Origin of the sequence: Paraflavitalea sp. CAU 1676, assembly GCF_029223285.1 — a bacterium.
GTDB lineage: Bacteria > Bacteroidota > Bacteroidia > Chitinophagales > Chitinophagaceae > Paraflavitalea.
Window position 1 is genome coordinate 261,862 of sequence record NZ_JARHUJ010000003.1, and the last position, 26,068, is coordinate 287,929.

Below are 26,068 nucleotides of genomic sequence, written 5' to 3' on the forward strand. Positions count from 1 at the left end.
CCATCATTCAACATCCTTAATCGACAAGCAATGTTTACGATAGAAAGTCCGGCAATCAAGGCCGTGATCAATCCGAAAGGCGCCGAACTTACCAGTCTCGTTCACAAGGAATATGCACAGGAATATATGTGGAGCGGCGATCCCGCCTTCTGGGGCAAATACTCGCCGGTCCTGTTTCCCATCGTTGGTACCCTGAAGAACAACCAGTTTTTTTATAAAGATCAGCCTTATACATTACCCCGACATGGCTTTGCCCGCGACCAGCAGTTTGCGGTAGAAACCCAGGCCCCCGATGCGATCACCTTCCTCATCAAAAGCAATGAGGAGTCACTGAAAGTATTCCCTTTTCATTTCGAGTTCCGCATACGGTACACCGCCCTGGGCAATTCGCTGGCCGTAACCTACGAGGTAACCAATACGGGCAAGGAGGAGATGTATTTTTCGGTGGGCGGCCATCCGGCCTTCCGGGTACCCCTGACGGGCGATACCAGTTACGACGATTATGTCCTCTCCTTCGAGCGGGAAGAAACGGCGCCGCGCTGGCCTATATCCCCCGATGGACTGATCGATGAGCCGGCACAGACCTTGCTGCAGGGTACGCGCCAGTTGCCGCTCACCAAGGCCTTGTTCCAGAAAGATGCATTGGTGTTAAAGGCACTTAAGTCTTCCCGCATCTCCCTGCGCTCCGAAAAGACCAATCATGGCATCGATATGGACTTCCCCGGCTTCCCGTTCTTCGGCATCTGGGCCGCTAAAAATGCCGACTTCGTATGCCTGGAACCCTGGTGCGGTATTGCCGATGGAGTAGGAGCCAGCCAGCAGATCACCGAAAAAGAGGGTATCAACAAATTAAAACCCAAAGAAGTCTTCACCCGCACCTGGACGGTGAGTGTGTTCTAGGGCGTACAGTGCTCGCAATGCAATTCCCAAAGGCTTTTGTTACCCAGGAGCTGGAAGCTCGCACCTCCGTAATTGATAGAGTTAAAGAATCGGCAAAAGCGGGCTTTATTAAGACTGATGGCATTCTCGATCTCGGATTTATACGTCACTTTATAATCGTCAACTGCCTTATAAAATTGCAGATTGAGGTAGTAGAACAAGAGGTCTTCATTGACGTCGATGCTCACAACCCGCTTTGCCACCAGTTTTTCGGCCTCGTTGCGATGCGCATTATGACTCAGGTATTTGGCCAATGAAAACACTTCCTCGTCCGATAAAGGCAATTGTTCATAACTGCTGATGATGTATTGAAGCGACCGATCGCGCTTGGCATAGTCGCGGCGGTAGCGGCTATGTTCGCAGGTGATGATATGGTAGTTGATCAGCATTCTTTGAACAAGTGCGTTAGCGATATTGAACTGCTTCAATGCGTTAATGTCCTGCAGAAATTGGGCAGGCTTCAGGAAGGCCGTATCATATTGCCAGAATTTGAAGTTAAGGGCACAGATATTGTACCGGATACGTCCATTGGAAGAATCCAGTTTGAACAGTAATTGAAAATTCTCCAGCGCCTCCCATTCATCAATGAGTCCGAGCGTATACCGGTAAGTCTCCCTGTTTGACAGCAGGATGCTGAACTCTTTTTCCTGCGGGATCTCCAGTTTATCGGCAAAGCTCGATGGCAGGCGACTATCCGCGATGCGGCTGTATACTTCCTCCTGGATCAAGGAGGCTTTGTATACCTGGTTCTGCGCCAGCGCAGTTTTAAACTGGCTGGCGAGGTTTTCACCAGCAACAGTCTCCATGCCGTTCTTTTTGTCGAGGTAGATGGTCACTACGGCTTTGCGATGTTTGGCCAGTACTGGTTCAAGCTGGGCTGCCACCGTTTTGTCGGTCAGTTTAGCCTTCACACCCTCCCGCGTAAGACTGGCATAGCTGGCAAAAGTCGTTTGCTGAACATCCCGGTTGAATTCCACCCAATTCTCCGCCACGATCATGTCTTTTTTGATACCAGCTGTTTGATATTGTTGCAGCGCCTGGATCATAGACCTGGCCCTTGCCTGCTGTAGCTGATGATTGGCTTGCTCGGACCCCTCTACAGACGAATAGGCCCGGATATCGATCTTTTTTATGCGGAAGTCGGTGAGGTGAAGCGAGTCGTATAAAGGCTTCAGGTCGGCCTTGTTGAAAGGTGCCTTACTTTTTGCAAAAGGGACCGTAACCTGTATTTTCCTGGTGTACAGTATCTTTTCCTTTACCGTAGTGTCGAGCAGTTTGTCGGTATTGATCACCGTATCGGTATGCAGTCCCAAAGGCAACAAATCCCATAGGGCTCTTTCTATATCTACCAGGAAAGTGTAATAGCAAATAACGCCATCCTTCAGAATAACAAGGTTCCCTTCCAGATCGCGCAGTCTGCCCCTTAGTTCGGGCGGCACCGTACCGATCTTGATCTCTATTTGATCGAGCCCATTATCGACGATTCCCTTGCGCAGGCTGTTGAGGAAAACCGGCTGCATGAACCGGCCCTTTGGCAAAGTATGGGAAGCATAATTGGTGCTGTTACAGGCATAACGATCTTTGAGAACCAGGTCGACCGTGATACCATCCTGCGGATTTTTGAAGATCTTATCGAACCATGCCCGGTTATTCATAGAGAAATTAACGTCTCCCTGGGCATTTATATGAACGCCATAGAGCACGTCCCGCGGCTTCGTTTCGATCAATTGCTTGGTTTCACGGCAAAATGACTCGTTGCGGCCATCAACCAGCTTTACGGTTTGAGCCGCCACGGGAAGACCGCTGACTGCCAGCAGCATCATTAAAGCACCTTGCCTCAGGAGAACGGGGATTTTCATACGGTATAAAGTTGAGGGGTATTCGATAACAATATAGGGCAAAACGGTAAAACCCGTGAACCGAATTCCATGCCTCGCTGAGCGGATGAAAGTCCTCCCTTTTATGTCACCTCACTCCCTCTTGGCAAAATTCCAGTACGTATGCAGTAGGGTCCGGGCAAGCGGTGCCGGTAACGCAGGCTAATGTCGGAAGACGGAGTGGCAACCGCCCCGTCCAAACGGCCTGCCGGCTGCCGATAGTGGGCGTGGGATTCATGTGCAACTGTAGCGTTCTCCTCTCATAATGGCACTGAATGCCTCTACAACCCGCACTGACATGCACTAAACAGTGCCATTACCGCTATATCCGGGTGCTGTTCAGGTAGAGGTAACCTAGCTATAATCAAGCAGTTACAGGCCATTCAGCGAGAATGGTATGTAAATCCCAGTGCCGTTACCTGTGGATGAGCACATTGCTAACATTTAATAATCAATCACTTAAGCGTAAAATTAGCATTTATCAAGTCGGCCCGGACAGGCCACTTTCCCAAAATGGGCAATCAACACACCGCCACCCGCAACGATGTACATCCTGCATTTCCCTTTCCGCCTAAGCGCTTTTATCCCTTTTCGCTGCGCCAAATCTGCGGCCGATTCGGTAGCTTTGCACCTGTTTTGAAAAGGGCTGCAGGGCCATCGATCAACAGAAAACCCTGCGGCAACTTATTGACTATTAAGGAACAATCAGACTAACCTTTTTTACTGAATGAAATATATTAACGAGATCCAGAAGCGCAGAACCTTTGCCATCATCTCTCACCCCGATGCCGGTAAAACGACCCTCACGGAAAAGTTCCTCCTGTTTGGTGGAGCCATCCAGACTGCCGGCGCCGTAAAGAGCAACAAGATCAAGAAACACGCTACGAGCGACTTCATGGAGATCGAGCGGCAGCGGGGTATCTCGGTGGCGACCTCGGTTATGAGCTTTGAGTACAATGGCATTCTCGTTAACCTGCTCGATACCCCTGGTCACAAGGACTTTGCAGAAGACACTTACCGCACCCTCACAGCCGTAGACAGCGTTATCCTGGTGGTGGATAGCGTGAATGGGGTGGAAGACCAAACCCGCCGCCTCATGGAAGTATGCCGTATGCGCAGCACGCCCGTGATCGTGTTCATCAACAAGATGGACCGCGATGGTAAGAACCGATTCGACCTGCTCGAAGAGATCGAGAACGAACTGAAGATACACCTGCACCCCATGACCTGGCCCATCAACAGCGGCAAGGACTTCAAAGGGGTGTATAACCTGCACGATAAAAGCCTGAACTTATTTACCGCTAATACCAAGGCCACTGAGGAAGATTCCATCCGCATCTCGGACCTTTCGGAGCAAATACTCGACGATCGCCTGGGCGATAAAGACGCTTCCCTGTTGCGGGAAGATGTTGAACTGGTAGATGGTGTATACGGAGAATTGGAGTCGAAGGAATACCTGGCCGGCAACGTGGCGCCTGTATTTTTTGGTAGCGCCATCAATAACTTCGGCGTAAAGGAAATGCTCGATACGTTTATCCGTATAGCGCCGCTGCCCCTGTGCCGGCCAACTTCACTGCGCGAAGTATGTCCTGATGAAGACAAATTCTCCGGCTTCATATTCAAGATCCACGCGAACCTCGATCCCAAGCACCGTGACCGTATCGCCTTTTTACGCGTATGTTCGGGCAAGTTCGAGCGCAACAAATACTTTCACCACGTTCGCCTCGATAAAGATGTACGTTTCAGCAATCCCTATACCTTCATGGCCCGCGATAAGGACGTCATTGAATCGGCGTATCCCGGCGATGTAGTGGGCTTGTTCGACACCGGCAACTTCAAGATTGGCGATACCCTTACCGAAGGAGAAGAATTCTACTTTACCGGAATACCTTCCTTCTCCCCTGAAATTTTTAAGGAAGTAGTCAATAAGGACCCGATGAAAACCAAACAACTGGAAAAGGGCCTGATGCAGCTCACAGACGAGGGCGTGGCACAGTTGTTTACCCAGTTTGGCGGTAACAAAAAGATCATCGGCTGCGTGGGTGAACTGCAGTTTGAGGTGATCCAATATCGCCTGCTGCAAGAGTATGGCGCATCGTGTGAATTCCGCGCACAACCTTATTACAAAGCCTGCTGGATCACCAGCAACGACGCTAAAAAGCTGGACGACTTTGCCCGCTTCAAGGGCAACAACATCGCCACCGATAAGGATGGCCACCTGGTGTACCTGGCGCAAAGCGAGTGGTTCCTCAATACCGAAAGGCAAAACAATCCCGACATCGAATTCCACTTCACCAGTGAGATCCATAAAGAAGCGGTTTAACAAAACAATCCCGCATCAGATCAACATATTTACTATTCAATGGCTATCTTAACGGTAGCCATTTTTTGTACGGGTAACCTTAACCGTCCTCCCCCAACCCTTAAAACCTTTTTGAATGAAAATGATGTGGTGCTGGCGCTGCAAGATGGAGGTGCCGATGCTCGAAGATGAAGAGGAGCAGCACGTGCGTGAAATTATGGATAGGGGGCCAGAACAGGAAGCCGGTGGCCTGATGCTGCACGAACGGCTTAAACTGATATTGAATTACTACAACATTCTAACAGGCTGGGAAGAAACTAACTTCAATGCTGTTATGCACCACATGGTAGGTTTGTATGGGCCACCCTGCGAGCAATGCGGCAAGCCCTACCGAACTACGAAAGCAACCTTTTGCGCTGCATGTGGCAACAAGCGTATTCTCAAGAAACCCTCCCTTAGAATCTCTTTCGACCTCGATGATACGTTGATCGCTTACTCTTTCCCTTTTGCAACCGAACCGCGACAATGGTGGCAAAAATTACTAGGACAAGAAAGGCTTCGCGCTGGCACCGTGGCTTTAATCAAGTCGCTCCAGGCCGAGGGGCATTCCATTTCTATTTATACCAGTTCCCTGCGCCCGGTGCGCCGGATCAGGATGTTACTAAGGTCTTACGATATTCGCGTAGAACAGGTGATCAACCGGCAGATCCATCTCAAAACAGTACCGGTGAATAAGCAACAATGCTCCAAATATCCGCCAGCCTTCGGCATCGACATTCACGTTGATGATTCAACAGGGCTTGCGATCGAAGGAAACCAGCACAAGTTCAAAACAATTATCGTTGCAATGGACCAGGAAGACTGGACAAAGTATATCTGGAATGAAATAGAAAAACAAGCTAAGCATTTCCCTAACTTCAAACGATGGTAGAAACCGCCCGGCTGCTCATCATGCCGCTGAACAAAGACCAGCTTCACCTGTACCTGCGGGCCAACGACCTGTTTGAGCGGTCGCATGGACTTACCTGCACGGGGCGCACGATTGCCCCGGCCGTGCAGAACATGGTGCAGCAGTTTACCATGCGGCAAATGGTCGACGCCACCGCCGACAACTACCTGTTCTATACCTTCTGGATCGTTGTAGAGAAATCGACCAAACTCATCGTGGCCGAACTCGGTTTTAAAGGAGTACCCAACGGAAATGGGGAAATAGAGATCGGTTATGGTACCATGCCCCACCACCAGGGAAAAGGCTTTATGTCCGAAGCTGTGGCAGGCATGGTAAACTGGTGCTGCCAACGCCCCGATGTGTTGGTCTTGCTCGCCGAAACAGATGTGGCCAATGAAGCATCGATAAAAGTCCTCATCAAGAACAACTTCACCCAATTCACGCGCAAGGGAGATATGCTCTGGTGGAAGAAGCGGGTTGACAAAGTTATCAGTTGATGGCGGGAGAAATAAGAAACGAGCCGACGTGAAAAAACGTTGAGAAGAAAGCCCGACGCATAATTAAGCAAACCTACCGATCGCAAGGCTGCTCATCTTACCACGAGTGCAGATTTAACCCGTGACCAGGTTCCAACGAAAAAGCCCATCGAACGCCTCGCGGCTGCTCAATGGGCTCTTCTATCAATTTTCGCGCTTATCTATTCAGGGTTGGTACCGATATAGTTATGCGGAGTGATCTTTTTCAATTCCTTCTTCAAGGTAGCGGTGATCTTCAGTCCGTCGATGAACTGGTGGATAGACTGCTTGTTGATGCCATTCTTTCCCCTCGTCAATTCTTTCAACGCCTCGTAGGGCTGAGGATAGTTCTCGCGGCGCAATACCGTTTGGATCGCTTCTGCCACCACGGCCCAGTTATTGTCGAGATCGTTGTAGATACGCTCATCATTCAGTACCAGTTTGGCCAGACCTTTCTCGATCGACTTAAGCGCAAGAATAATATGGGCAAATGGGACGCCAATATTGCGCAGTACGGTAGAGTCGGTAAGGTCGCGCTGCAGACGGCTGACCGGAAGTTTAGATGCCAGGTGTTCCAGTAATGCATTGGCAATACCCAGGTTTCCTTCTGCATTTTCGAAATCGATGGGGTTTACTTTATGCGGCATAGCCGAAGAGCCGATCTCGCCCTTTTTGGTCTGCTGCTTGAAGTAATCCATGGAAATATAGGTCCAGATATCGCGGCAGAAATCGAGCAGGATGGTGTTGATGCGTTTCATACCATCGAAATGCGCCGCCAGGAAATCGTAATGTTCGATCTGGGTAGTGAACTGCTGGCGCTGTAGGCCCAGTACACCTTCCACGAAACTATTGCCCAACTTTACCCAGTCTTTGTTGGGATAGGCCACCTGGTGTGCATTGAAATTGCCGGTAGCACCACCAAATTTGGCGGTGAACGGAACGTAGATGAATTGCTCCACCTGGTTTTCGAGCCTTTCCACAAATACCCTGATCTCTTTGCCGAGGCGGGTAGGACTGGCCGGCTGTCCGTGCGTGCGTGCCAGCATGGGAATGTCTTTCCATTCGTCCGACAGCAGTTCGAGCTGGCGGTTGAGGTTGAGCAGGGCAGGGAGGTATTCAAACTCCACGGCCTGTTTCCACGAAAGGGGGATGGCCGTATTGTTGATATCCTGCGAAGTGAGGCCAAAATGCACCCATTCGCTCACCTTTTCGGCATTGACCTTTTTTAATCGGTCTTTAATGAAGTATTCCACGGCCTTTACGTCGTGGTTGGTGATCTTTTCTGTTTCTTTGATCTGCATAGCATCGTCGATGCTAAAGTTGTCCAACACCTCACGCAGGGCTTTCCGTACGGGGGCTGTCAATGTAAAGAACTTCTTATCGGCCAGAAACTGGAAGTATTCAACCTCTACCAAAACCCGGTATTTCATCAGGGCGAATTCCGAAAAATATTCATCCAGGTGCTGTACCTGATGGCGGTAGCGTCCGTCGATAGGGGAAATTGCTGTGAGTGCGTGTAAATCCATGAACAGTTGTTATATCAATATTCTATTAACTTTGCGCCGTAAAATTAAATGAATTGGAGAAGATTAAGGTTGGAATCGTGAATTATCTGAATACCAAGCCATTGATTTATGGCTTGAATCAGTCGCCGGTGATGGAACAGATCGAACTGATCGGAGATTATCCCGCCAATATTGCCCGGATGCTGCTGGATGGAAAGATCGACATGGGCCTGGTGCCGGTAGCCGTGATCCCGCATTTGAAAGAATACCACATCAATACCGACTGGTGCATCGGCTGCAACGGTCCCGTAGCATCGGTTTGCCTGTTCAGCGAAGTGCCGATAGAGCAAATTGAGACCGTTTTACTCGACTACCAAAGCCGTACTTCAGTAGCGCTGGCCAAAATACTCCTGCGCGAACACTGGAAAATTACCCCCCGCCTGGTCGATACCCGTACCGATTACCGGGCCGATATTAAGGGCACTACAGCCGGCGTCGTGATCGGCGACCGTGCCCTGGAGCAGCGTGCTACCTCCAAATACGTATATGACCTCGGCGAAGCCTGGAAAGCAATGACGGGTTTACCCTTCGTTTTTGCCGCCTGGGTCAGCAATAAACAACTCCCGGCCGATTTCATCGAGTCCTTCAACCAGGCTAATGCCGCGGGTGTCAACTGCATTCCCAGCGTGGTGGCCACTACGCCTTACCCGGTTTTCGACCTGCATGCCTACTATACACACTACATCGATTACCAGCTCGATGCCGCGAAACTAAAAGCACTGAAATTGTTTCTATCCAAACTCACGGAGGAAACAAAACAAGCGCAGACCGTGCCCGCAACAAGCCGTTAATTAACCGAAATAAAAAAGGGTCTGACCAGATAAAATGGTCAGACCCTTTTCTTATGTCTATGCTTTTTACAGCAGGAAGATCTTGAAGGTCTTGGTAGTTGTACCAACTCTGATCTTCACGTAGTAGTTTCCTGTAGGAACACCACCACGGTTGATCTGGATAGGTACCAGGTTGATGCCTGCACGGCAACGGATCTGGTTGGTGATCGTTTTCTTCAGGTTGCCCTGCATATCGTACAGTTTCGCATCACCGGTTTCATCCTTGTTGGCAAGTATCCATGCCTGCAGCTGTCCGAAGGATGGGTTGGGGTAGAGCTTCATCTCTACCTTGTTGGTATCGGCATCGGGCAGGGTATAACAGATCTCCAGTCTTGGCCGCACCGAATCGGGCGAAGAACCAGAGTGGAAGACCATGCTGTTATAATACTGTTCGGTTTGCAACCTCAGCAGCATACCATTGTTCGAGGCAGGCGTCTTTACCCATCCCTGTACAAAGTCAGTAACGTCCACCACATAGTTCTGGCGGGGAGAGCTGCTTTGCGCCAACACCTTTTGTTTGTCGGCCGTGGTAGCCGGTTGGTTGGCCCATCCGGTACCAGCCATGGCCCAGGGCGCTGTTACACGTTGCAGTAAGGCGGTATTGTTCTCACCATAAGTTGGGTTTCCAATATATCCGTTCTTCGCATTGGCGTTGGCATAGAGCGTCAGCTTAGCGCTGTTGATGATCGCATTGGCCGGCACCATACTTACATCGTAGCGCATGATGGCCCTGAAATCGCAGGTGGAATAGCCGATTCCGTAACACGTCCACGCAGCCGCAGTGATCTCGGGCTGTGTGGTATCGGCTGCATACGGCGCCATGGTAGATATATGCAGTTGTTTGAACCTGCCGCTCGCACGGTCACCCTTCAACAGGATCGTCGTAGTGCAGGGTTGTGGAGCCGGCGCGCCCAATACGGTGATCTTGCGGCAATAGCTGGCGCTACAACCTCCGTCGTATTGTATGGTTACACATACATTGTAGGTACCAGCCGTCTGATACTGATGCCCCGTACCATACCATGGCAGGTTGCCGGCAGCAGGATAGTTGATGCAGGTATCTTTACCATCACCAAACGACCAGCAGATGCGGATCGGCCGTTTGTTACGGGAGTTCCAGGTAGCGGCCGTGAAATTCCTGTTGAGCGAGTTGCTGCCTACGATGGAATCGGTGAAATTAGCGCGGCAACTATCTGTACCTGTATTAGGAACAGTATAGCAGATCTCCAGCCTGGGACGCAGCGAATCCGTGGCCTGGCCCGAGTTAAAGACCATGCTGTTGTAATAACCTTCCGATTGCAGGCGCAGCAATACTCCATAATTACTATCGGGTTTGTTGACCCAGTATTGTACAAAATCCTTCATGTCGATCACATAATGCTGGCGGGGTTCACTGCTTTGCGACAGTACTTTTTGTGCAGTGGAGGTAACCGCTGGTTGATTGCTCCAGCCGGTGCCAGCCGCCTGCCAGGGCGCAATGACCCGTTGCAGCAACGATGTATTGTTGCTGCCGAATGTAGGACTACCAGAATATCCATTGATGTTATTGGCCTTCGCGTATAAATATAATTTAGCCCCGGTAATGATGGCGTTTGCAGGCAGCGCGCGCAGGTCGTACCGCAGCAGGCTCCTGAAATTACAGATGGATTCGCCAATAGCGTTACAGGTCCAGGCCGCTGAAACGATCTCCGGCTGGGTAGTATCAGCCGCAAAGGGCGCATAACTGGACAGCAGCAGTTGCCTGAACTGGGCGCCGGGACTGCCTTTGATGACCAATTGCTTATCGCAGGCAGGTGGCGTAGTGGGTGCTTTTACTGTAACCTGTAAGATGGTAGTATCTACACAGCTGCCTTCAAATTCCGCAATCAACCGAACCTGGTAGGTGGCAGCCTGCTTGTAGGTATGGCTTACTCCGTAGTAATTGAATGGACTCGCGGGGTTATAATTGATACAAGTGTCTTTTCCATCACCAAATGACCAGCACAGTCTTACGGGACGGCGGTTATTGCCGGCATCGGGAGTAGCGATAAACTGGTGTGTCCATGAATTTGTCACTACGCTATCCCTGAACGATATGCCGCAACGCGCAGGTGCGGTAGAGGTATAACAGATCTCCAGGCGGGGTTGCACAGAGTCTGCCCCCTGGCCGCTGTAAAAGATCATGCTGTTGTAAGCCTGCTCACTGGCCAATCGGAGAAGCACTCCATAGTTACTATCGGGTTGGTTGACCCAGTACTGCACCAGGTCTTTCAGATCAACGGTATAGTTCTGCGCGGTACCCGTGCTTTGTGGCAATACACGTTGTCCGGCTGTGGTGACGGCCGGCTGATTGCCCCAACCCGTGTTAGTGAGTGTCCAGTTGTTGATGACTCTTTGCAGGAGCGCCGCATTGTTGTCTCCATACGTGGGTTGACCTGCATACCCGTTTTTCGCATTTTTATGGGCGTAGAGATACAGGGTGGCGCTGGTGATAGTGGCGCCAGCCGGAACCTGACTTACATCATAACGGAACAGGCTTCTGAAGTTGCAGGTGGGGAAACCATTGGCATTACAGGTCCAGGCTGCCGCTGTCATTTCGGGTTGCGAAGTATCACCCTGGGTGTTATTCATCGTGGTAAGGTGCAATTGTTTGAACCTGCCGCTCAGGCGGTCGCCCCGGATGATCACAGCATTGGCGCAATTAACCGGTGGAGGAGGGGTGGTATAACAGATCTCCAGGCGCGGCTGCAGGCTTTCGGCTGACTTGCCCGAATGGAATACCAGACTGTTATAATTTATTTCATTCTGCAATTTGAGCAGCATACCATGGTTGCTGGCGGGTTCGCTTACCCATTGCTGCACAAAATCTTTTACATCGATCTCATAATCCTGGGCGGTACTGGTGCTTTGTGCCAGTACTTTCTGACTGGTCGTATAGGCGGCCGGGATATTCCCCCAGCCTACAGAAGGCCCCCAGGCATTGCTGACCCGCTGAAGTACAGCACTATTGGACGAGCCATAAGTCGGCATGCCAACGTTTCCGTTCACCGCCGATTTGTGGGCGTAGAGGTATAACCGAGCGCTCACGATCGTGGCGTTGGCAGGAACCTGACTAAGGTTATACCAGATGAGGCTCCGGAAATTACAGGTCGGGTAGCCTTGCGCATTACAGGTCCAGCCGGCGGCAACGATCTCCGGTCCGGTGGTGTCGCTGGCGGTTTGGTTGTAGCTGCTGATCAGCCATTGGCGGTACTGGCCGGTACCGGACTTACCCCGCAGTGTTACACACTGGGGCGACTGGCCGATACTTACAAAAGTTAAAAGAATACCTAAGGTGAGTAGAGTTGCTGATTTCATGTAACGTATTTAGGGTTACTGGCTCTAAAAATACTATTTTAGCTGGTTAACACGGTACCGTTGAGTAAGTGTGCAGACTTGAGCCATAACTGTGCACTTTAAGCGGTATTGTGTGACGGATAAACGGCCGCCCCGGATGTCAAATTGCCATGCCGGGGAACAATCCAATAACAATTATGAACATTTGTAAAGCCGGGGGCTTCCCAACGCTGCTGGCAGTACTTATTTTACTAATATATACCATACCTGCATCCGCCCAGGAGTACAGTTATGCCCGTTATGATGTAGACAAGGGACTGGTTGGCTCGGTCGTTTATGACGGCAAGGAAGATAAGGATGGTTTTCTCTGGTTTGCCACAGAAACGGGCGTAAGCCGTTTTGATGGCACCCATTTCCGCAACTTCACGACGGAAGATGGCCTGCCCGACAATGAAATACTTCGCCTGCTCGTAGATTCCAGAAACCGGGTTTGGATGCTTCCCTTCAACAAGTCGCTGTGCTATTACCAAAATGGGAAAATCTATAACCCTACCAATGATTCCCTGCTGCACCGCTTAGAAGCCGAAGGACAAATACTGGATTTCAAGGAAGATCTGCACGGCAACATGATGCTGAGGGGGAACCAGGCCTATTATTTTCTCGATCAAAAAGGCTATTACAAAAAGGTTGATAAGGTCAACAACTACACCTTCACCAGCGGCTCCTGTGGATTTGACAAAAACGGTCATTTTGTTGCGCTCGCGATGCTGCACATTACTTCTGTATCAGTAATAAAAACTGTCACTTTCAATGTAAAAGGGGAAGTGGTTTCAGAAAAAGATTATGTTTATCGTCCCGTGTCCAACCCGGCAACCTATTATACTTCCCACTACAATCTTTTCCTGAACAAAGATTCGATTCTGATCGAGCGCAACAATGCCATTCACTGCTATTCCAAACCCGAAAGCTTCAATGGCTTTTCTATTATTAATGATACCCTTTGCACGATCAATACCGGAGATGGAGCAATCCTCTTCAATACGCGAACCAATCAGCCGGTCCGACTGATCCTGCAAGGAAAGACGATCAATAATGTATTGGTAGATTCAGAAGGAAATTGGTGGTTTATGACCGGAGGGGCGGGCATTTTCCGCATTGGGTCATTTGAATTCACTAATTATGTATTCTCCGGAACCGGCAATGACGCCCTACCTATATTCAGCTTGTATAAGCACAAAAATATCCTGTATGCTGGTTCCGATAAAGGGGCATTGTTTATGATCGACCCAGCAACAGGTAAAACCGGGTCACGGCAAATTCCCACTTCTTTGAAGTCCAAGATAACGGCGATCAGTGGCTTTACTTCAGGATCGATCAGCCTGGGAACAGATGAAGATATTTTCAATATTACCGGCGCAGGCGTAGTAAAAAAAATCAACGCGAACGTATCCATTAAGTCGCTCCGGAACCTAAATGATGAAATAATCGCCAGCATGCATGAGGGAATCTTGACCTATCGTGAGGGAATGCAACCGTTTAATTACTTTCTGGGCCACAGATCTACCTGTTCCTATTTGCTGGATACAACGATGTACAACGGTTCAACTGACGGTTTGTATGTTGTAAACTTTCCGGGTAAAAAGACATGGTTGGGCGAAAAACATCCATTGCTGCGGAACCGGATTACAGGCCTGGAGGGCAGCCCGGATGGCACACTCTGGATTGGCACCCATGGTGAAGGCGTTATTGGCTATAAAGACGGAAAGATCATCTGCAATCTCCGGCAAAAAGACGGCCTTACCAGCAATATATGCCGCAACCTGTTTATCGCTGGGAACGATCTGTGGGTAGGTACAGATAAAGGGTTGAACCGCGTTCGATATGACAATGGCAATTGTAACATTACGACCTATACCCGTTCAGATGGATTGATCGCCGACATCATCAATGCCATTTACATAGAAGGCTCTACTGTTTATGCAGGTACACCCGCCGGTGTCACCACTTTTGATGCCGATAAGATATCCGGCAATTCCTTTTGCAAACTACGCATCACTTCCATCAGCACGGGTGGAGCTGCTTTGCCAATAGATACTATCGGATTTCAGTTACCTCCCTCGGGTAATGGTATCCGGTTCGATTTTGTTGGGATCTCGTATCGATCAGCCGGCGATGTCACTTATCGCTACCGGCTGACTGGCCTCAACGATGCCTGGCAAACGACACGGGAAACCTTTCTCAATTATCTGTCGTTGCCTTCGGGCGATTATGAACTGCAGGTGATCGCCACCAATAAATACGGAGTAGAGAGCGACATGATACGGGTTGCCTTCAATGTGAGGCAATTCCTTTGGGAGAAAACCTGGTTCAGGATACTTGCCGTAATATTTGCCTGGGTTTTGATATGGATTTTTGTACATCACCGCATCAAAAGGATCAGAAAGCAGAATGACGAAAGAATGCAACTCACGAACCGGATCAATGACATGGAGCAAATGGCCCTGAAAGCGCAGATGAATCCGCATTTCATCTTCAACAGTCTTAATTCGGTGCAACAGTACGTGATCGACAAGGATATATTAGGCGCCAATAAGTTCATCACCGAGTTCTCCAGGCTGATCCGGCTCACCCTCGATATCTCATCCAGAGCAAGGATCAGTATTGCCGAAGAAACGAACTATCTCGCTACATACCTTGAACTGGAAAAAACGAAATTCGAAGATAAATTCACCTATACCGTCAAAACCACAGCGGAGGTAGATACTGACCTGCTGTTCATCCCCCCCATGATATTGCAACCTTACGTGGAAAACAGTATTCGTCATGGTGTTCGCAACCGGCTCGATAGGAAGGGCCATATTACCGTATCGTTTAAGACAGATGAAAGCTACCTGATCTGTTGTGTGGAAGACAACGGTGTCGGGCGGCAGAAAGCCAGCCAATATAAGAGTGAAATGGCCATCGAATATCAATCGAAGGGCATGACACTCACTGCCCGGCGCATTGAAATGCTTAACCGGAATCATAGCTCAAAAGTATTGATCGACATAGAAGACCTTGAAACCAATAATATACCTGCCGGAACAAGGGTAACCGTCAAGTTTCCCCTGGAAGAATGCGGCAGGTCCTAAAACCAAAAGAAATGATACGTGCTGTACTGATCGACGATGAACCCAAGAACAACCGCATCCTGAAATTGATGCTGGAAGAATTTTGTCCGCAATTAACCATAGAAGGCCAGGCAGATAACGCGGAGGAAGGCGTTACACTGATCCAGGAAACGGAACCCGACCTGGTATTCCTCGACATTGAAATGCCCTTTGGCAGCGGCTTCGACCTGCTCGACCGCCTCAAACCGGTCAATTTTGAAATAATATTTATAACGGCTTTCAACAACTATTCGTTGAAGGCGATCAAGTACAGTGCACTAGATTACCTGTTGAAACCAGTGAGCATTGACGAATTGATTGCTGCCGTCAACAAAGCCGCCGAAAAAATAAAGGCCCGCCAGGTGAACACCCGTATTGAAAACCTGCTCTACAACCTGAAAAAGCCGGCCGCTGCCGTACAAAAATTGGCATTGCCTTCTAAAGAAGGGTATGTCTTCGTTTCGCTGTCCGATATTATCCGGTGCGAATCGAAGAACGGGTATGCGGTTTTTCACATTAAAGGCATGGAAAAGATCACCTCTTCCAAGAATATCAAAGAGTACGAGTCCCTTTTGCAGGACGACATGTTCCTCAGGATCCACAACTCGCATATCATCAACATCAACTACGTGGCAAAATACCACCGGGGCAGGGGAGGATTAATCGAAATGGAAGATGGCACCACGCTGGAAGTGGCCACGCGCCGTAAAGAGGAATTGATGGCCCGCTTTGGGTTGACCAAACCGCAATAACCCTAATGCGCGATCATAGAAAAGCCATACTGGTGTTGATATACACCTTGCTGAGCATTGCCGCCTACAGCCAGGAATACAGCTATGCGCGGTACGGCGTCAAGGACGGTTTAGCAGGTACAGTGGTGTACCATGGGCTGCAGGATAAAGAAGGCTTTCTTTGGTTTGCCACCGAAACTGGCGTAAGCAGGTTCGATGGTACACAATTCAAAAACTTTGCCGTCAGCGATGGCTTGCCCGACAATGAAGTGCTCAAATTGTTTGTCGATTCGCGCAACCGGGTGTGGATGATGCCCTTCCGCAGCGCCGTTTGTTACTACTGGAAAGGAAAGATCTATAACCAGGAGAATGATTCTATCTTAAAAAAGCTATCCTTTACCGACAGGATCGTAGACATCGTGGAAGACAACAGCGGCGATATCATAATGGTGTCGTCAACATCGATACTCTCTATTTCAAGTAAGGGGCTAACAAAGTCATTTACAACTGTTGAAGGTAAAACGATGAGCCCTTCTATAGGCGGTATTAGTGCCGATGGAACTTTCGAGGGCATCAGCAGCGTGCACGGCTTTGCCTATATAAATAGCGTTAAAAAAATCACATTCGACGCCAACAAAACAAAGCTTCAGAGCACCCCCTATCCCTGTTGGCCCGCAGGCTATCATAATTACCTGTTAACCCCCTCGATGGAAGTTTACCAGGATCAGGACAGCCTGGTATTCATTAACAGATTGAATAATACAAGATCTGCTTTGCTGGTGCCACCCCAATTTATCAGCCTGTCGACACTACACCAATGGCAGGCCGCCATCAATACGGCGCACGGCACCTACTTGTATGATCTGAGAACACACCAGTTGGAAAGGCATTGCCTCAAAGAGATGATGATCAATGGTACTTTCAGAGACAGCGAAGGGAATTACTGGTTTGTTACCAACGGCGAAGGGGTGATCCGGATCAGCTCCTTCGAATTCAGAACCGTTTCGTTTACGGATAACAACAACAACAACCTGGGCGTGTTCAGTATAACCAGGATCGGTGAACAATTACTGGTGGGCACCTCCCAACTAACCTTGTGGACCCTCGATGCCAAAACCTTGCATCCCTCATTAAATCACCGCCTGAAGACTCCTACACATGGTAACATCAACGCAATCCTTAGTTACGACAGCAACCAGATCATATTCGGCAGCGACATGGGTCTGTATAAATATACTCCTTCGGGCAATATGGTAAATTGTCAGCTCGCCGCAAACTCTACTAAATCTATCATGGTGCACAACGATAGTTTCCTGGTGAGTACCAACCAGGGTGTATTTGAGGTCGGTCGACGCTTATCAGATTACAATTGGAGAAGGGTGTGGCATGGCCGCTCTACCTGTTCCTATGTGCAGGGGGGAACTTATTATGTCGGTACACTCTCGGGTCTTCATACGGTCGATAGTTTGGGACAGCAACAATTCCTGGGCGACAGCTTTCCCATATTCAAAAGCCGTATTGCAGCAATCGCCGCCGCTGCCGATGGTACACTTTGGATAGCTACCAACGGAAGAGGTATCGTTGGATTCAGGAACGGCCAGATCATCCACACTATCAAGTCGGCGAATGGATTGGTGAGCGACATATGCCGTACCTTGTTCGTTGCCGGCAACTACATTTGGGTGGGCACCGACAAAGGATTGAGCCGCATACATTTTGATAAAGGTAAACCTCAGATCACCAACCTCACCTCGTCCAACGGTCTTGCAGCAGATATGGTTACCAGTATCCATGTACAAGGCTCACACGTGTATGTTGGCTCGGCAGCAGGCGTTACTTATTTCGACAACGACAAACTCGCGCTCAATTCTTATTGTCACCTGCGCATCACCGGCATCGAAATTGCGGGCAAAACAGCAGCCGCCTACGACACCAGTTTTACTTTGCCACACGCCCAAAATGCCATACGTTTTGAATTTGTCGGCATATCCTACCGGTCGGCAGGCGATGTCACGTACCGCTACCGGTTACAGGGGCTCAACGATACCTGGCAAACGACCAGGGCCAATGTGTTGAGCTATCCATCGCTGCCTTCGGGGCATTACGAGCTGCAGTTACAGGCCATCAACAAGTTTGGTGTCGCAAGCGAAATGGTGCACATCACCTTCGAGGTTGAAAAAACATTATGGGAGAATAATTGGATAAGGTTGTTGTTATTAGTACTGACAGGTTGCCTGGTATGGATGATCGTTTACACCCGCGTTAAGCGGATCAGGAAATTGAACGAAGAGAAGATACAGATCAATAGCAAGATGGCCGATCTCGAACAAATGGCCCTCAAAGCACAGATGAACCCGCATTTCATTTTCAACAGCCTCAATTCGGTGCAGCAATACGTGATCGATAAAGACCTGCGGGGTGCCAATAAATTCATTACCGAATTTTCGAGACTGATCAGGCTTACACTCGATATCTCATCGCAGGCAAAGATCAGTTTGGAGGAAGAGATCAATTACCTGACTACTTACCTCGAACTGGAGAAAACCAAGTTCGAAGATCAGTTCACCTATTCGGTAGAAGTAGCTCCAGAGGTAGACATCTATAGTCTGGATATCCCGCCTATGATCCTGCAGCCCTATGTCGAAAACAGCATCCGCCATGGTGTACGGCACCTGGTCAACCAGCGCGGACATATTACCGTTCGATTCTTCGTGCACCAGGACTACCTGGTTTGCCAGGTGGAGGACAATGGAGTAGGGCGCCGGAAAGCTTCCCAATACAAGAGCCAGATCGTCATCGAATATCAATCGAAAGGCATGTCGCTGACGGCCAGGCGCATCGATATGCTTAACAGAAACAGTTCCACGCCTGTATTGATTGAGATACTGGACCTGGAAAAAGATGGGTTGGCCCTTGGAACCCGTGTTTTGTTACAATTTCCGCTGGCAGATGCGGGCAAATCTTAAAAGTTTAAAACTTGCATTGCACCGCTGTAAGTCTGAATTTGTGATATAGCGAAAGCATTTCACTTTTTATTTTTCTGTGCCCATCTCTTCTTAACGACCTCAACAACTTGAAACAGATCGGGCGTTAACCGGAAATAGGCTACACCGGCAAGCACTAAAACGGAAAAAGTCGTAGAGCGAACTAAAATACCCGCTACACCATGCATGCCTTCAAACAAATACCAACTTACAAAATAGCATCCTGAAACGAGTAAAAGTGCGTATAGTGTTTTTATGGTAAAGGGCCACATATCGAAGCGGTACTTGATGTAGCACAAACGAAAAAGGTTGTAGATAACCAGGGTACCTGCAGAGGCGAGCGCCACACCTTCCATTCCCTTCCATTTGGCAAAGATGATGTTTAGCGGAATGGATAAAGCCAAGAGCGCAAGTCCGGAATAAAATTCAAATCTCCACGCAGGCGATGTGCCCAGAAGAGCAGCATTGGCACCTGTGCCCAGTTCAAAAACATTGTACAATGCCAGCATTAAAAAGACCGTCTTCCCCGCGGCAAAATCAGCGTCGATCCTCAAAATTGTCAACCCTTCATCATAATTAAGCCAGATATTCAGGAACAGAAAACTTCCAATCAGAAAAAGATTAATGGAAGATCGTTGATAGATACGATTGATCTCAGCATAGTTATTATTTTTCCAATGCTCGGCAATGAGCGGGCCGGCAATAGCCTGCAGGCCCCTATAGGGAACCTGAAGCACTGCTGCTGTAAATTGATTGAGCGAATAAACGCCTGTTTCATGCAGGTTTTTGGCGCCGGCAAGCGCCAGGGTATCGATTTGTCGTGCTATATTGCTGATGGCAACTCCAACATACATAAAACTTACATATGCCCGGATATTCTTTCTGAAACGGCGGGTAACAAAACTAAACCTTATGGCGAAATAAAACTGACGAGTTACAGAGAGATAAACAACAATAATTAAAACGTTGATCAAATAAACAGAGCAGAAAAGGATCACAAACATCCCAAAATTAATAATTTCGAATACATATAATCCTATTAAAATCATTACACAAAGCCGATAAACTGTTTCCTTCATAAAATTGGGCAATACAGTCTTTTTTAGGGTCCCCAGGTAACTTTCAAGCAAGGTGAAACAGAAATAGAAGAATGAAAACACCAACACCCAATAATAATATTCAACCAGAAGAGAGGATCGCTTTCTAAACTGCTCTATCACCCAAGGCTCAAAGAGTATACAGCCGCTAAATACCAACAGTGCCCCAATTCCACTAAAAAGTACAGCAACCATAAGCATATCGTTCTCTTTGTTAGAAAGGTTGCCATAATAGTAAGGAAAAAATCGTCCCATGAATCCAGTCATGCCTAACGTACACAGGGGGGCAAGTATCTGTGAAATGCTGATGATAACTTGTGTAAGGCCGTACTGCTCAGGGGTAAAAAGGCCCTTTTTTGTAAAAAGATAGGTGTTGATGGCACCGATCCCAAATCCAATGTATGAAAGGAAGGATGACTGTAAAACCTGCTTCCGTATTTGCCCCATATTATTAAAAAATTGACGAATATTTCCTATAAAGGGCTTAAAAATACTGCGATAGCTACAATTACACTGAAATTTGACCCTCAATTAATTAATTTAATTTGGCCAGATCAGTATAGGAAAAATAAAATTAGTTTTGCGCAACTTTTTTTCAATTATGAAAGTAGTCATTTTTGCTGGAGGATTGGGGACCAGGATCGCCGAAGAAACCGGTACACGTCCAAAACCAATGGTTGAAATCGGCGGAAAGCCAATTTTATGGCATATCATGAAGATATACAGCCACTACGGCTTTAATGAGTTTGTAATTTGCCTGGGATATAAGGGATATCTGATCAAAGAATACTTCATGCATTATTACTTGCACAATTCAGATATCACGATCGAATTGGGCAATAATAAAGTCGACGTTCACTATACAAATGCTGAATCTTTTACTGTGACCTTGGTAGATACAGGTTTAGAGACAAAAACAGCTGGGCGATTAAAAAAAATACAAAAATACGTTGGTAACGAAGATTTTATGCTCACTTACGGTGACGGCGTAGCGGATATCAACCTGGAACTTCTGTTGAAGTTTCACAAGGAGCATGGAAAAATTGCAACAGTAACCGCTGTACAGCCCGATGCCCGCTTTGGTGGTATGGAAATGGACAGCTTCGGAACAGTGCTCTCATTTAAAGAAAAGCCAAGGGGAGACGGCAGATGGGTAAATGGAGGCTTCTTTGTTTTAAAACCCGCCGTTTTTGATTATCTGTCGGGTGACATAGACAATGTGATGTGGGAAGATGAGCCGCTTGAAAAACTTTCGCAAAATCACGAGCTTCTGGCTTATAAACATGACGGATTCTGGAAGCCTATGGACGCTATGCGAGACAAACTTGAACTTGAGAACCTATGGCAGCACAATCTTGCAAAATGGAAAATATGGTAACTATTGAGTCTTTATCGGCCATTTATTCCGGTAAGAAAGTGTTTATCACAGGCCATACCGGATTTAAGGGTGCCTGGTTGATGGCATTATTGCACACCCTTGGTGCGTCGGTAAAGGGATATGCACTGCCTCCTTCCTATGCCGATGGTTTGTTCGATTCACTGGCACCTCTAAAAATGGGAGAAAGTGAGTTCGGCGATATACGAAATCGTGATCAAATTTCCGCTTCGCTATGTAGTTACCAGCCAGATTTTGTATTTCACCTGGCAGCTCAACCTTTGGTTAGGAGTTCGTATGAAAAACCTACAGAGACTTTCGATATCAATGTAACGGGAACAGCCAGCGTGCTTGAAGCTGTTCATAGGCTATCCGGGCCTTGTACAGTAGTAGTGGTTACTACTGATAAGGTTTATCACAACAAAGAACAACACATCTTATACCGGGAAGATGATCCACTGGGCGGATATGATCCCTACAGTGCAAGTAAGGCATGTTCGGAAATCCTGGTTGAGGCATTCCGCAGTAGTTTCTTCAACCCAACAGAAATAGACCGCCATCACAAATGTATCGCCACTGCCCGGGCCGGAAACGTGATTGGCGGAGGTGACTGGAGTAAAGATCGTATCGTTCCCGACATAGTTCGATCGCTGCAGGCCAATCAAACAATTGAAGTCCGCAATCCCAAAGCTGTTCGCCCCTGGCAACACGTGCTGGAACCGTTATTGGGATACCTTTCATTGGCAGCCAGGTTAAAATTGGCCCCTTTTGAATATTCCAAAGCGTACAATTTCGGCCCTCAGCCCGAAGATCACCTCACTGTGCGGGAACTTGTAGAAACCGCCATAGATGCCTGGGGGCTGGGTAACTGGCAGGATGCAAGTAACCAGGATCAACCCCATGAAGCCGGGTTATTAAAATTATCTATCGAAAGAGCTATCCAGGAATTAAAATGGAAACCCAAACTGCAGGCAGCTGAGGCAATACGATGGACGATAGAGTGGTACAAGCAACCGCACCAACATCGCTCAAACTTTACCATTAACCAGATCCACGAATACCTTTCTCTATGATTTTTACCCCGACTACACTTGAAGGGAGTTACGTGATTGACATTGAGCAATACTCGGACAGCAGAGGATGGTTTGCCCGCTTTTTCTGCAAAAAAGAGTTTTCAGCTATCGGACATGACAAAGAATGGGTTCAACTTAATCATTCAGCAAATTTTCGCCAGGGAACGCTAAGAGGTATGCATTTTCAGTGCCCGCCTTTTCGTGAAATAAAAATGGTTCGTTGCATAGCCGGCTCTGTGTTTGATGTTATCGTGGACTTGCGCAAAGAATCTAAGACTTTCATGAATTGGTACGGAACAGAATTGTCGGCAACTAACAGAAAGATGCTGTACATTCCTGAAGGCTTTGCCCATGGATTTCAAACCCTTTCAGACAATAGTGAACTTATTTACCATCATACTGAATTTTATACGGCCGGATCGGAAGGGGGAATCAGGTACAATGACCCGAGGTTGAACATTCAATGGCCCTTATCAGTTAGCATTATATCTGACCGTGACAAAACGCATCCCTATTTAGACCAACACTTCAAAGGAATTTAATATGCAATGTAGATTTTGCAAGACAGAGCTTAAGCGGGTATTTTTAGACTTGGTCAACTCACCAGCATCTAACTCTTTTCTAACTTATAGCCAACTAAACGAGCCCGAAGTCTTTTTTCCCTTAAAGGTTTATACATGCCATAAATGTTTTCTGGTACAAATAGATGAGTATAAAAAATCGGATTCAATCTTTAATGGAGATTACGTATACTTTTCATCTTATTCTCAAAGCTGGCTGGCACATTCGAAAAAGTACACAGAGGAAATGATAGAACATTTTGGCTTCGATGCTACCTCAAAAGTTGTAGAAATTGCGTCCAACGATGGCTATTTGCTTCAATACTTCCAGGAGAAAGGTATTCCCGTGCTGGGCATCGAACCAACAGCCAATACAGCACAGGTAGCAATGGATAAAGGAATTGAAACAGTGATAGACTTTTTCGGAGTAAAACTGGCTACAGAATTAAAGTCTAGAAAAATTGGAGCTGATCTTTTGCTGGGTAACAATGTCTTGGCACATGTACCCGACATAGTTGACTTTGTCGCAGGCATGAAAATTTTATTGAATCCTACAGGAATCATCACCATGGAGTTTCCTCATTTAATGCAATTGGTAGACAATAACCAATTTGATACTGTTTACCATGAACACTACTCCTATTTGTCGTGCTATACCGTTCAACAAATTTTTGCTGCACAGGGGCTTGAACTGTTCGATGTCGACGAAATTCCCACACACGGAGGCTCACTGCGCATATACGCCAAACACAAAGCAGACAACACCCGATCTATTAGCGAAAGGCTTGAAACTGTATTAGCAAAAGAAAGAAGCAAAGGCATGCAAACCTTGGAATATTATGACGGCTTTCAGCAAAAGGCTTTGCAGGTTAAGCTGGACCTTACCACATTCCTGATCGAACAAAAACGCAACAATAAAAGAGTCGCAGCATATGGCGCAGCAGCGAAGGGAAACACACTGTTAAACTATTGCGGTATCAAGAACGATCTAATTGAATTCGTTGTGGACGCAAATCCTCATAAGCAAAACAAATGGCTGCCTGCCAGCCATATCCCTGTTTTGAGTGAAGTTCGGCTGAAGGAAACCAAGCCCGAATATGTAATTATTTTACCCTGGAACCTGAAAGAGGAAATAATAGATCAACTTTCCTATATCAGAGATTGGCAGGGCAAGTTTGTAATTCCGATTCCGACATTTCAAATTGTGTAATTCTTGATGAAGAAAAATGTGTTAGTCACAGGAGCTACAGGTTTCATAGGACCTTATGTTGTAAACATACTTTTACAACTGGGGTTCAATGTTACTGCAACCTCCACACATGCTCAAAAAGCAGCATCGGCCCCCTGGTTTAGGTCGGTCAACTATATTCCTTTAAATCTTGAGCAGATAGATGACTCCACAAACTATTTTACTTACTTGAATAGTCCAGATATACTCATACACCTTGCCTGGGAAGGTTTGCCCAATTACAAAGCAGATTTCCACCTCACTCAAAATCTACCCCGTCATCAACAATTTTTAAAGAACCTGATATCAAACGGCCTTAAGGATCTAACTGTTGTTGGCACTTGTTTTGAATATGGCATGCACAATGGTCAATTAGAAGAAAGTCTTAATCCCGAACCAACAAATGCCTACGCAAAAGCGAAAAACGAGTTGAGGATTTTTTTGGCTAATTTGCAGAAAACCAATAATTTGAGTTTTAAATGGGCAAGATTATTCTACATGTATGGCGCGGGACAACACCCCAACTCGCTACTTTCACAGCTAGAAACGGCTCTTCAGAATGGGGATGAGAAATTTAATATGAGTGGGGGAGAACAACTGCGTGACTATTTACCAGTAGAACAAGTAGCTTACATTCTCGTAAGAATTGCCAGTCAGCAAAAAGTTGAGGGAATCATTAATGTAGCAAGCGGTTCACCTGTTAGCGTGAAACAATTAGTTGAATTATATCTAAAAAGAACAGGACAACAAATTGAACTCAATTTAGGCTATTACCCTTACCCCGATTTTGAACCCATGCGTTTTTGGGGTGATATTACAAAACTTAAAACAATCTTACACGATGAGCAATCCAATTCAGGTATTTAATGAGGAGAGAAAACAAAGAATTGAGAACAATGGAAGCAACGAATCCCTGAAAGCCGCTGCGAAGGAATTTAATACTGCATCTAATATAGCACATTATTCTTACAACTTCTCATGGATGGGTAGGCCGATTATCCAATATCCACAAGACATGCTCGCAATGCAGGAATTGATCTGGGAAATAAAACCAGATCTGATCATCGAAACTGGTATTGCCCATGGTGGTTCACTGATCTACTATGCATCGCTAATGGAACTGATCGGTCACGGGAAAGTGGTAGGCATCGACATCGATATTCGTGAACACAACCGTAAGGAGATCGAGAGTCATCCCATGTTTAAGCGCATTCAGATGATTTCCGGATCATCAATCGATCAGCAGATAGTAGAGGAAGTGGTGAAACTGGCGGAAGGTAAAACGAAAATAATGGTATGCCTTGATTCTAACCATACGCATGATCATGTATTAAGGGAATTGCAACTTTATGCTCCCTTTGTAACACCCGATTCTTACCTGATCGTCTTTGATACAATAGTCGAACATCTACCCGAAGGTTATTTGGGACAACAAAGACCATGGGGCGTCGCCAATAACCCACAAACTGCCGTAGAGGAGTTTTTGAAAACCAACGACCAGTTTAAGGTTGATAATTCGATCGACAATAAGTTATTGATCAGTGTTGCCCCTGGAGGGTACTTAAAACGCATCAAATAA

General features: G+C 47.3%; 18 protein-coding genes and 1 pseudogene. 15 read left to right on the plus strand and 4 right to left on the minus strand.

Translation table 11 applies throughout. The features are described from left to right. Window positions 1-30: 30 nt before the first annotated feature. Complete coding sequence (locus P2H89_RS09945) at window positions 31-900, plus strand: aldose 1-epimerase family protein (RefSeq protein WP_275826567.1); 870 nt, start codon at window positions 31-33, stop codon at window positions 898-900. Here the strand turns inward: P2H89_RS09945 and P2H89_RS09950 are convergent. Further along, window positions 897-2,798, minus strand: a complete 1,902-nt coding sequence (locus P2H89_RS09950) for a hypothetical protein (protein ID WP_275826568.1) — start codon at window positions 2,796-2,798, stop codon at window positions 897-899. The genes P2H89_RS09945 and P2H89_RS09950 overlap by 4 nt on opposite strands. A gap of 745 nt (window positions 2,799-3,543) precedes the next feature. Between P2H89_RS09950 and P2H89_RS09955 the strand changes: the two genes are divergently transcribed. The 3 genes from P2H89_RS09955 to P2H89_RS09965 all read left to right on the plus strand — a co-directional run bounded on the left by P2H89_RS09955 (window position 3,544) and on the right by P2H89_RS09965 (window position 6,564). Next, window positions 3,544-5,139: a peptide chain release factor 3 gene (locus P2H89_RS09955; protein ID WP_275826569.1), complete on the plus strand. Its 1,596-nt coding sequence runs from the start codon at window positions 3,544-3,546 to the stop codon at window positions 5,137-5,139. 115 nt (window positions 5,140-5,254) lie between these two features. Beyond that, on the plus strand, window positions 5,255-6,049 hold the full coding sequence (locus P2H89_RS09960; RefSeq protein ID WP_275826570.1) for a hypothetical protein: 795 nt from the start codon (window positions 5,255-5,257) through the stop codon (window positions 6,047-6,049). Beyond that, on the plus strand, window positions 6,043-6,564 hold the full coding sequence (locus tag P2H89_RS09965; RefSeq protein WP_275826571.1) for a GNAT family N-acetyltransferase: 522 nt from the start codon (window positions 6,043-6,045) through the stop codon (window positions 6,562-6,564). Before P2H89_RS09960 ends, P2H89_RS09965 begins: the two co-directional genes overlap by 7 nt. 200 nt (window positions 6,565-6,764) lie before the next feature. Here P2H89_RS09965 and purB read toward each other — a convergent pair whose 3' ends face one another. Further along, on the minus strand, window positions 6,765-8,108 hold the full coding sequence (gene purB, locus P2H89_RS09970; RefSeq protein WP_275826572.1) for an adenylosuccinate lyase: 1,344 nt from the start codon (window positions 8,106-8,108) through the stop codon (window positions 6,765-6,767). Window positions 8,109-8,161: 53 nt separating this feature from the next. Between purB and P2H89_RS09975 the strand changes: the two genes are divergently transcribed. Then, window positions 8,162-8,938 (plus strand): menaquinone biosynthesis protein, encoded by a 777-nt coding sequence (locus tag P2H89_RS09975; protein WP_275826573.1) that lies wholly within the window; start codon window positions 8,162-8,164, stop codon window positions 8,936-8,938. Window positions 8,939-9,004: 66 nt separating this feature from the next. Here the strand turns inward: P2H89_RS09975 and P2H89_RS09980 are convergent, their stop codons facing one another. Continuing rightward, window positions 9,005-12,313, minus strand: a complete 3,309-nt coding sequence (locus P2H89_RS09980) for a DNRLRE domain-containing protein (RefSeq protein ID WP_275826574.1) — start codon at window positions 12,311-12,313, stop codon at window positions 9,005-9,007. Window positions 12,314-12,489: 176 nt separating this feature from the next. Between P2H89_RS09980 and P2H89_RS09985 the strand changes: the two genes are divergently transcribed. The 3 genes from P2H89_RS09985 to P2H89_RS09995 are packed head-to-tail and all read left to right on the plus strand — an operon-like array spanning window position 12,490 to window position 19,138. Next, a complete protein-coding gene (locus tag P2H89_RS09985) occupies window positions 12,490-15,423 on the plus strand; it encodes a sensor histidine kinase (protein ID WP_275826575.1) in 2,934 nt (977 codons plus the stop codon). A gap of 11 nt (window positions 15,424-15,434) precedes the next feature. After that, the gene (locus P2H89_RS09990; RefSeq protein WP_275826576.1) at window positions 15,435-16,193 is read left to right on the plus strand and encodes a LytTR family DNA-binding domain-containing protein; all 759 of its coding nucleotides are present in this window, start codon (window positions 15,435-15,437) and stop codon (window positions 16,191-16,193) included. A gap of 5 nt (window positions 16,194-16,198) precedes the next feature. Continuing rightward, on the plus strand, window positions 16,199-19,138 hold the full coding sequence (locus P2H89_RS09995) for a sensor histidine kinase (RefSeq protein ID WP_275826577.1): 2,940 nt from the start codon (window positions 16,199-16,201) through the stop codon (window positions 19,136-19,138). Between the two features lie 59 nt (window positions 19,139-19,197). On the opposite strand, the gene P2H89_RS10000 is transcribed toward P2H89_RS09995, so the two are convergent. After that, the gene (locus P2H89_RS10000) at window positions 19,198-20,700 is read right to left on the minus strand and encodes a lipopolysaccharide biosynthesis protein (RefSeq protein WP_275826578.1); all 1,503 of its coding nucleotides are present in this window, start codon (window positions 20,698-20,700) and stop codon (window positions 19,198-19,200) included. A gap of 154 nt (window positions 20,701-20,854) precedes the next feature. Between P2H89_RS10000 and rfbF the strand changes: the two genes are divergently transcribed. The 7 genes and pseudogenes from rfbF to P2H89_RS10035 all read left to right on the plus strand — a co-directional run bounded on the left by rfbF (window position 20,855) and on the right by P2H89_RS10035 (window position 26,068). Further along, window positions 20,855-21,631 carry a glucose-1-phosphate cytidylyltransferase gene (rfbF, locus tag P2H89_RS10005; protein ID WP_275826579.1) on the plus strand — a complete coding sequence of 259 codons (777 nt, stop codon included), beginning with the start codon at window positions 20,855-20,857 and terminating at the stop codon, window positions 21,629-21,631. Continuing rightward, window positions 21,625-22,701 (plus strand): CDP-glucose 4,6-dehydratase, encoded by a 1,077-nt coding sequence (rfbG, locus tag P2H89_RS10010; RefSeq protein WP_275826580.1) that lies wholly within the window; start codon window positions 21,625-21,627, stop codon window positions 22,699-22,701. The genes rfbF and rfbG overlap by 7 nt, the downstream gene beginning before the upstream one ends. Further along, entirely contained in the window at window positions 22,698-23,243 is a 546-nt protein-coding gene (gene rfbC / locus P2H89_RS10015; RefSeq protein WP_275826581.1) for a dTDP-4-dehydrorhamnose 3,5-epimerase, read from the plus strand. The genes rfbG and rfbC overlap by 4 nt, the downstream gene beginning before the upstream one ends. A 1-nt stretch (window position 23,244) precedes the next feature. Beyond that, window positions 23,245-23,424: pseudogene (locus P2H89_RS10020) on the plus strand (SAM-dependent methyltransferase); the annotation flags it as partial. Window positions 23,425-23,508: 84 nt separating this feature from the next. After that, window positions 23,509-24,471 (plus strand): class I SAM-dependent methyltransferase, encoded by a 963-nt coding sequence (locus P2H89_RS10025; RefSeq protein ID WP_275827383.1) that lies wholly within the window; start codon window positions 23,509-23,511, stop codon window positions 24,469-24,471. A gap of 6 nt (window positions 24,472-24,477) precedes the next feature. Further along, a complete protein-coding gene (locus tag P2H89_RS10030) occupies window positions 24,478-25,356 on the plus strand; it encodes an NAD-dependent epimerase/dehydratase family protein (RefSeq protein WP_275827385.1) in 879 nt (292 codons plus the stop codon). Then, window positions 25,331-26,068 carry a cephalosporin hydroxylase family protein gene (locus tag P2H89_RS10035; protein ID WP_275826582.1) on the plus strand — a complete coding sequence of 246 codons (738 nt, stop codon included), beginning with the start codon at window positions 25,331-25,333 and terminating at the stop codon, window positions 26,066-26,068. Before P2H89_RS10030 ends, P2H89_RS10035 begins: the two co-directional genes overlap by 26 nt.